Genomic DNA, 9072 nt, shown 5'->3' on the forward strand with positions numbered 1-9072 from the left:
CCATATCTTTTTTACTCCTTTGATATGGTAACTGTTATTCGGATTATTTTCACCTCCCTGTCTGATTTACACTCTTAGTATAGTAAGTACAGAGAAGAAGGTTTCAGACAGTTCTTAAAGGGTGAAATCGAGTATACAGATAAGGCTACAGGTAAGAGCTATAAGACAAGTGAAATTTGGACTGATGCTCAGCTTGATCCAGTATTCAACACATATTCAGTAGTATGTAACTGGTCTGCAGATGGTGCTTATGACTACCTCGAACAGAAGATTGATGAAATTGTTGCAAAGGCAGATACAAATCTCTACATCTATTCAATGGATGATGAAATGACTTTTGGTATGCTTAACCTTCTCGAAGGTTCATCACTCTCAGCTGCTACAAAGGCAAAGTATGAGAAGCTTAATGTTTACATCTCAGCTATTGGTGGTATGCAGGAGCTTTATGATGTAATGAGTGGTAAGTCTGCTCAGGCTAAGATTGCTGACAAGTACTTCGATGATATGATGAGTGTTTACTTCAGCCCATCAATGATGAAGAGTGTTATCGACAAGATGGTTGATTACCTCAATGGTAACTGGTCATATAAGAATGGCGATATTGATACAGAACCAGTTTGGATCGTTGATCGCCAGAACGTTAACCAGTATGAAGGATTCTTAGGTCACTAAGATATACTTTGCAGGGTGATATACGGATGTGCTGTTGCACATCCGTATTGTCTTAATTCAAAGGAGTATTTGTAATGGCAAAGATTCTAGAGATGAAGCACATCTCCAAAGCTTTTGGAGGTTCAAAAGCTCTCTCAGACGTCCATTTTGATATGGAGGAAGGGGAAGTCCACGCTCTCCTAGGAGAAAATGGTGCAGGAAAATCAACACTAATGAATATCTTAACAGGTGTTTTAACTGCAGATAGTGGAAAAATTGTTTTTTTAGGTAAGGAGTATAGTGCTCCAACAATTAAAGAGATGGAGAAGGCAGGAATTGCCTTTGTACATCAGGAATTAAATGTCATCAACGACTTAACTGTTGCCGATAATATTTTCTTAACAAAGGAAATAAAGAATAAGTTTGGTCTAATAGATGATAAAGAACAAGTTAGAAAGACTCGTGAGCTTTTTGAAAGTCTTGGCGTAGATATGAATCCTAATCAAATGGTTTCTGAGCTTAAGACTAGTGAAAAACAGCTCCTAGAAATATGTAAAGCGCTCTATTCAGATGCTAAGCTTTTAATTTTAGATGAACCTACAACAGCTTTATCTACAGACGAAGTAGAACATCTATTTTCTATTTTGAGAAAGCTAAAGAGTGAAGGGAAATCTTTTATCTTTATTTCTCACAAAATGCCTGAAATATTTGCAATTGCAGATAGATATACAGTATTTAGAAATGGTCAATACATCTCTTCTGGCTACATTAAGGATGTTGATGCTCAAAAGCTAACCTCAGACATGGTTGGTGTTAACTATGTTGATGCTGACTTCTATGAGGAACGCCCTCTTGGTGAAGAAATATTAAAGCTTCATAATTTCTCTGGCCATGGATTTTCTAAGATAAACCTTAGTGTTAGACGTGGAGAGATATTAGCCTTCACTGGTCTTGCAGGCTCAGGTGCTAGTGAGCTAATGCAGACAATGTTTGGTGTATTACCAATTGAAGGTGGTTATATTGAAGTTAATAATCAAAGAGTAACTGGTAAGATTGGTTCCTTTATGAAACATAAGATTTCTATGCTTCCTGCTAACAGAAAAGAAAACTCTGTTATTCCAGATCTTTCAATATTAGAAAATTTCTGTACAGCTGAGCATGTATTATCAAAGAAGAGACAGCTAATTAATTTCAAGAAGGAAGAGGAAAAGTACCAATATCAAAAAGATAAACTAAAGATTAAAGCACCAGAAAGCTCTCTTGGAATTGCTTCTCTCTCAGGTGGTAACCAGCAAAAGGTATTTTTAGCTCGTTGGCTTAATACTGGTGCTGAGGTTTTACTATTTGATAACCCTACACAAGGTGTTGATGTTGGTGCTAAGAGTGAAATATATCGATTAATTCTTGAATTTGCTAAGCAAGGTCAGACAGTAATAATCAATACCCTTGAAATACCAGAGGTTCAAAAGGTTGCTGACCGCTGTGTAGTTTTCTATGAAGGTCAAATTGCTACAATCCTTGATCACAAAGATGTAAATGAACAAGTTGTAATGGCATATTCAACTGGTGCTAGGTAAAAAGGAGTGGAAAAATGGATGGTAAAAAGTTAAAAAGCTCAGTGGGCAGAATGTGGTCTCACTACTCATTTATATTTGTAATGTTCATCATTATGATCGTATATGCCATTGCAATTTCTGCAAATGGAAATACTTTCAAGTGGAGCCATATTGCTGCTATATTAGGTTCACAAAATACATGTATTGTAGGAACTATGGCTTTAGGCATGGCTCTTGTAATTATTACAGGTCAAATTGATCTTTCTATTGGTTCTTCTCTTGTATTAACAACTAGTGCAACCATAGTTGCCTTTAACATGACAGACTCAATTTTAGTCATGGTATTAGTTGCTTTGTTAGTTGTTGGTGCTTGTGGTTTAATTAACGGTTTATTAGTAGGTTTAGCAAAGATGCCTCCTTTTATCGTTACATTAGGTACAATGTTAATTTACAGATCACTAACACTATCAGTTGTAAGAACTATCGATAGCTCAATTTCAGGCTCAAATTCAAGCCAGTTTGCAATGCTAAGACAAAATAGCAAATATAACTTCTTAAGAATGCAGTTCGGTACTGGTAAATTACAACTTGGTGGATTTTCCGTTCCATACATTACATTTGTATTCTTATTGATGGTTATACTTTTTGTAATAATCAGTAAAAAGACCAAGTTTGGTAAGAGTGTTTATGCAGTTGGTTCAAATGAAAAGAGTGCTCACCTTTCTGGTATCAATACAACATTTGTAAAAATTGCAGTATTTGTAATAACAGGTATTTTAGTAGGAGTTGCTTCAATCCTTCAGGCTTGTAAGATTGGTAATATTACTCCTGCTTCTTCTGGTCAAAGCTACGAAATGTATGCAATTGCAGCTGTAGTACTAGGTGGTATTAGCATGTCAGGTGGTAGAGGAAAGCTTTTAGGAGTATTATTTGGTGCTCTATCATATACAACAATCAACTTCATTATTGTATCAATTCCATCACTCTCTGTTGATATTCAAGATACATTCCAAGGCTTAGTACTCATCGTAGTAATCTTAATTCAAACAGCTGGTCCTGTTATTAAGGAAAGTATTAAGACCGCTAAACGAAGAAGATTATCTCTTTCAGAAGAATAAAAAATTGCTCTATCACTGCTGTGGTAGAGCAAATTTTTTATACCTTATTAGTTATAAAGCTAGAGTAAGAGCAATCAGTATTTGAGCTAGGTAATAGGTATATAGATTTAATGCTTTCTGTGTATTAGATGCATCAGAAAAACTAAAATAAACAGTAAAGATATCACTTAATAGGAAGAGGAAAGCTCCTACTAAGAAGCTTAAGTTTTTAATACTAGCTCCCTTTGTAATAACAAGTGATAATGCAGAAGAGAACATTACAACAACTATTGCAATATAGATATAGCAAAATACTCTTACATATTTCTTATCAATTGGAAGATGTTTTTTTATCAATAACATTATTGCAATTGAGATTATAATTGCCAGCAGTAGAGTCCAAAGGAAAATTCCTGTACCTCCTAAATCGACAATTGCTGAAAAGTAAAAAGCATGGCCGATTGTAAATGAAAGAACTCCAAGTCCAAATACTGATAAAGCTTTCTGCTTAGGAACTAAATATCTTAAATTAAGAAGGATATCTCCAATCATTCCGAAGATAAGTCCCTTGAAAATAAAATCCCCAAACATAGTTACCTTTGATGATAGTAAATAACCACCTAAGAGAACAAACATAAATGAAGCTGTTCCTTTTAATACAACAGCTGCCTTCATTTTTCCATCAATTTCACTTTGGATGAATAATGATTGTAATACTAAGCCAAGTATGATTATTAGCAAACTTATTACCATGTAACCCTCCTATATAAAATATACATTGAGTTACTTACTTCATGAAGAAAAAACGTTATACTTTTTTTTATTTTTTTTCACAGTTTTATTTCAAAAGACGTTTCGTATGATATGACGTATGAAAAACAGAAAAATTCTTTAGCGAATAATTATAATGAGTTGATATATATTTTCTCAAAAATATGATATATCATTGACAATTGATTAAAACGGGGCCATATGAAAAAAAGAAAGTTATTTCCTTTTGCTATCATACTTAGTGTTGTTATTTTACTTGTTTCTAGCTGTAATAAGATAAGTAATACAAACACAAATAATGAAGAAAAAAAAGATAAAATATCTATTTCAATGTATATGTGGGATAGATCAATGTTTAAGGAATTTACTCCTTGGCTTGAAGCTAAATTCCCTAATATTGAATTTACTTTTGTCCAAAGTTTTAACACTATGGATTACTATAACGATATTTTATCACGTCAAGAGGCCCTTCCTGATATTATTACATGCCGTCGTTTTTCCTTAAATGATGCAAAGCTTTTATCTCCATATTTAATGGATTTGAGTACTTCTGAGGTTGCAAGTTCTTTTTATAGTAGCTATTTAGAATTAAATAGAGAGCAAAATGGTACAATCAAATGGCTTCCAATGTGTGCAGAAGTAGATTGTATACTTGCAAACAAAACTTTATTTGATAAGTATAATATTCCTATTCCAACAAATTATAGTGAATTTGTATCTGCAATTGATGCCTTTGAAGCTGAGGGTATTAGAGGTTTTCTAACCGATTGGAGATACGATTATACCTGCCTTGAAATTATGCAGGGTAGTGCTATCCCGGAATTAATGAGCTTAGAGGGCACTAAGTGGAGAATGGATTATGAAAGTGAAAGCGATGATCTCCAAGTTGGGCTTGATAGCGTTGTGTGGCCAAAGGTATTTGAGAACTTCGAGCAGTTTATAAAGGACATTCACTTCAGATCAGGAGATGAGGAATTAAATTTTAATGGTGTTTATCCGTTATTTTTAAATGGTGAAATTGCGATGATACGTAACACTGTCTCTGTTGCTGAAAGTATTTCAAGCTCTAATTTTGAGTGCATAGTCTTACCTTATTTTGGTCAAACAAAAAATGATAATTGGTTGTTAACTTATCCAATTTGTCAGGTTGCTGTATCAAAAGAAGTTGAAAAGGATGAAGCTAAGCAGAAGGCTGTTTTAGAAATTTTACATGCAATCTTTAGTGAGGAGGGACAAAAAGCAGCTGCTGCGGGCTCAACCGTACTTTCATATAATAAAGAAGTAAGTGTTAAGACAACTCCTACTCTTAGATATGCTCAAGATTGTATCGATTCAAATCACTTATATTTGCGTTTAGCTTCAACAGAAATCTTTGCTGTCTCATTAAATGTTGGACAAAAAATGCTTAAGGGTGAGGAGAATGCTAAAGAAGCATATGAGGATTTTAACGCTCAAATTACAGCTTATAAAAATCCTGAAGCTTCTCAAGTTTTGTTTACTCAAAAGAATGCATATTCAAATGAGTTTACAGATCATGGAACTCAAGCAGGGTCTTCTTTGATGAATACTCTAAGAGTTGCTAATGATGATCAAATAGCTATTGGTTATGCAAGTGTTGTTAGTTCTCCAATCTTTGCAGGTGATTACACTATGCAACAGATTAAATGGATAATGACATATAAAAATGATGCATATCGTGGAATTTACACAGGTAGTGAAATTAGAAGAATCTTAGAATGGCTTGTAAATGTCAAGGAGGATGGTTCAAATCCTATTAGACATCGTAATCAAATGCCAATTACAAGTGGTCTTGAATACACTGTTACTGAGTATGAAAAAGGTAAATTTAGATTAGATAATATTACGGTTAATGGTGAAGAGCTTATAGATGATAAAGAGTACTCTGTTTTACTAGTCGGTGCTGATACCTACCTTGAGCATGAGCAATTTTGCAATTGTCCAATGCCTGAAGATTTAAAGCAAAAGAGACAAGATCAATATGTAGATAACTACACTAACTATGAGTGTATTACTCAAGCCTTAGAAAAAACAAAGCAACTACTTGAACCAACAAATTATTTAACAATAGTTAAGGGGTATTAAAAAGCTATAGTATATTTTAGATAAAGAAAAGTACAAATTAGGCTTAATTATAATATCTATGGCATCCTTGACTCTGATATGACGTAAGATTGTGATTTTTTTGATAAGTATTATTTTTTTTAAGTATTAGTTGAAAAATGTCAGTATCAAAAAATGAAATCTTAAATTCCAATATTGCGATAAAGAACCATTTGCAATATACTTAAAATGTTTCTAATTAAAGGGATATTTTTTTATTTGTTTATTTTTTAATTATGGGGGGACGATGAAAAAACTATTTTTCTTCGTAACTATTATTTTATCTTTATTTTTACTTTTTTCTTGTCAAGGCAAGGAAAAAGCTACACAGCCAAACGAGGTTGTGTCACCTGTAGTAAATACTGCAGATGCTAAGAATGAAAAAATAAAGGTTTCAATCTATTTTTGGGATGTTGCCCCTCTTAAAGCTTTAACACCTCAGCTTGAAGCTAAATTCCCAGATGTTGAATTTGAAATTGTTTCTGCAATTAATGATATTGAATATTTTAACTTCTTGAAGGACCATGACGCTCTTCCTGATATCATTGGAATGCGTAAGTTTTCTTTAAATGATGCAAAGTATTTAAAAAAAGAGTTATTAGACTTAAGCCGCACTGAGGTTGCCGCAACCTTCCATCCATCATATCTTGAACAAAATAGAGATGAGGATGGTTCTATACGTTGGCTCCCAACTTGTGCAGAGCTTGAAGGAATAATTGTCAATAAAGAATTCTTAGATAACTTAAATTTAAGTCTACCAACTACATTTGATGAATTATTAAATTGTATCAATATACTTAAAGAAAATGGATTAACCCCATTTATTACAGACTATGCATATGACTATTCATGTTTGACAATTTCACAGGGCTCAAATATCCCTCAGTTAATGTCTGTTGATGGTGTTGCTTGGAGACAAAAGTATGAAAGTGAAAAGGCTGGAGAAGCTGTTGGACTTGATAGAGAGGTTTGGTTACCAGTATTTGAAAACCTGTTTAAATTCTTTGAGGCAACAGATGTTGATGAATCTGATTTAGAATTCTCTACTAAAGATATTACAAATAAGTTTATAAATAAAGAAACTGTAATGATTAGAGGTACCGGTTCTGATTGCTTTAATTTTAGTAAAACTATGGATGTAGCATTCCTTCCATTCTTTGGCGAAACTCCTCGTGACTCATGGGTATATTCATATCCTATTGCTCAGTATGCGGTTAATAAGAAAGTTGCAACTGATAGTCGAAAGTATGAAGTAGTAATGGATATTTTAGAAGAAATGTTATCATTAGAGGGACAATTAAATACTGCATATGGTGCTCCAATGCTTAGCTATACTATTTCAAGCTCCCCAAATCTTTCTTCAGTTTTCGATCCTATTGCTGATACAGTAAAAGCAAATCACATCTATATGCGTATTGCTTCAACTACTTTCTTTACAACTACCAAAAATGTAGTACAAGGAATTATCAAAGGTGATTATAAAACACCTGAAGAAGCATATGATGCCTTTGATAGCACCTTAAAGAGTGCTAAAAAGAGTAATACAGCAAATATTATTTATACATCTGATGTTTCTTATCCTTATGGCTTAACTGAAAATGGTAATATGGCAGAAAGCTCAATATTAAATACAATAGTTAAAAATGTTTCGCTAGATCCAGAAAAGCTAACTCCTATCTATGATAATTCTTTAGATAATTCAATTAATTTTGATATTGGAATTGCTATCACTGGGTTATCAATTTCTCCTGTATTCGAGGGTCCTTATACAGAATTACAGTTAAGAAGACTTGTTAATGGAAGATCTACTACTGTTTACTTTGAGTTAACAGGAGAAGAGGTTGATTCCTTAATGAGTGAATTAATTGATTTAAGAAAAAATGGTAATAATCCAATTAGGCATAGAAATTTCATTCCAGTAACTTCTGGCTTTAGCTACAAAATAAAGGATAACCAAGATGATAGCTACACATATCTTGGTTCTGATTTAGATAAAGAAAAAGTTTACAAGGTATTACTTTGTGGAAACTTTGGAGTGCTTAATGATTATACTTTCTGTGGAACTCCATTAAGTGAAGGAATGCAGGCAAAGAAAAAGTCAATTAATACTATGATTTGGAAGATGATAATTGAGCTTGCTAAAAACAATGTTAAGTTTGAAAAGCCAAACAACTACTTAACGATTGAATAAAGAAGAGATAGATGAAGAAAAAGCTGAGTTTTTTATTAATTATTTTATTGATTGTGTTTTCTATTTCGTACGCTTTTATAGTGTATTCTCAATACACAAAGCAAATGATATTTGATGAAAGCTCAGTGCATCTTTATGAAATTTATTCAAACCTTGGTAACCAAATAAGTACATTAAACCAAAGCTATTTAAATTCATTACATATCTTTTTAACAGAATTAAGTTTTTTTAATGAGAATGCAAATGATGAAATATTAATAAAAGATTTAATAGAGAAATGGCAACAGAGTATAGGTTTTGACAACTTTTACTTTGTTTCTCGCAACGGCGATATGATGGATATAAAAGGACATATCATCCGTTACGATCTTGGTTCTAATTTAGTTAAATTAATTAAAGAAGAACAGGATATAGTCTGTGATGTATCCTTACCTGGTTCTGAGAACTTAACCTTATATTCTATAAAAACTAATGCATATAACTATGATGGATTTAAATATGAAGCAATAGCTATTACCTTTAGGAATGATTCTATTTTAGATTTACTTTCAATTACCTCTTTTAATTCAATGAGTGATAACTATGTAGTATCAAGAGAAGGTCGCATAATCTTTAATAGTAGGACAAGAGATGAAAAAAATAGATATTTCAATGTTTTAAGATTTTTAGAAACAGATTCTAATCT

The 9072-nt window shown here is 32.7% G+C and carries 7 protein-coding genes; 6 read left to right on the plus strand and 1 reads right to left on the minus strand.

The window, feature by feature from the left end; genetic code table 11:
* The first annotated feature begins 318 nt into the window (after nt 1-318).
* The 3 genes from SOY52_RS06730 (at nt 319) to SOY52_RS06740 (ending at nt 3325) form a co-directional block, all read left to right on the plus strand.
* A complete protein-coding gene (locus SOY52_RS06730) occupies nt 319-672 on the plus strand; it encodes a hypothetical protein (RefSeq protein ID WP_320848194.1) in 354 nt (117 codons plus the stop codon).
* A 74-nt stretch (nt 673-746) separates the two neighbouring features.
* The gene (locus SOY52_RS06735) at nt 747-2228 is read left to right on the plus strand and encodes a sugar ABC transporter ATP-binding protein (protein ID WP_320848195.1); all 1482 of its coding nucleotides are present in this window, start codon (nt 747-749) and stop codon (nt 2226-2228) included.
* A gap of 14 nt (nt 2229-2242) precedes the next feature.
* Nucleotides 2243-3325 (plus strand): ABC transporter permease, encoded by a 1083-nt coding sequence (locus SOY52_RS06740; protein ID WP_320848196.1) that lies wholly within the window; start codon nt 2243-2245, stop codon nt 3323-3325.
* A 51-nt stretch (nt 3326-3376) separates the two neighbouring features.
* Here SOY52_RS06740 and SOY52_RS06745 read toward each other — a convergent pair whose 3' ends face one another.
* Nucleotides 3377-4057 carry a lysoplasmalogenase family protein gene (locus tag SOY52_RS06745; RefSeq protein ID WP_320848197.1) on the minus strand — a complete coding sequence of 227 codons (681 nt, stop codon included), beginning with the start codon at nt 4055-4057 and terminating at the stop codon, nt 3377-3379.
* A 219-nt stretch (nt 4058-4276) separates the two neighbouring features.
* On the opposite strand from SOY52_RS06745, the gene SOY52_RS06750 reads away from it, so the two are divergent.
* The 3 genes from SOY52_RS06750 to SOY52_RS06760 all read left to right on the plus strand — a co-directional run.
* Nucleotides 4277-6178 carry an extracellular solute-binding protein gene (locus tag SOY52_RS06750; RefSeq protein ID WP_320848198.1) on the plus strand — a complete coding sequence of 634 codons (1902 nt, stop codon included), beginning with the start codon at nt 4277-4279 and terminating at the stop codon, nt 6176-6178.
* Between the two features lie 265 nt (nt 6179-6443).
* On the plus strand, nt 6444-8387 hold the full coding sequence (locus tag SOY52_RS06755) for an ABC transporter substrate-binding protein (RefSeq protein WP_320848199.1): 1944 nt from the start codon (nt 6444-6446) through the stop codon (nt 8385-8387).
* A 104-nt stretch (nt 8388-8491) separates the two neighbouring features.
* Nucleotides 8492-9072 (plus strand): hypothetical protein (locus tag SOY52_RS06760; protein WP_320848200.1); only part of this gene is annotated, 581 nt, incomplete at its 3' end.

Origin of the sequence: Bullifex sp. (assembly GCF_034103065.1) — a bacterium.
In the GTDB taxonomy this organism is placed as follows: domain Bacteria; phylum Spirochaetota; class Spirochaetia; order Sphaerochaetales; family Sphaerochaetaceae; genus Bullifex.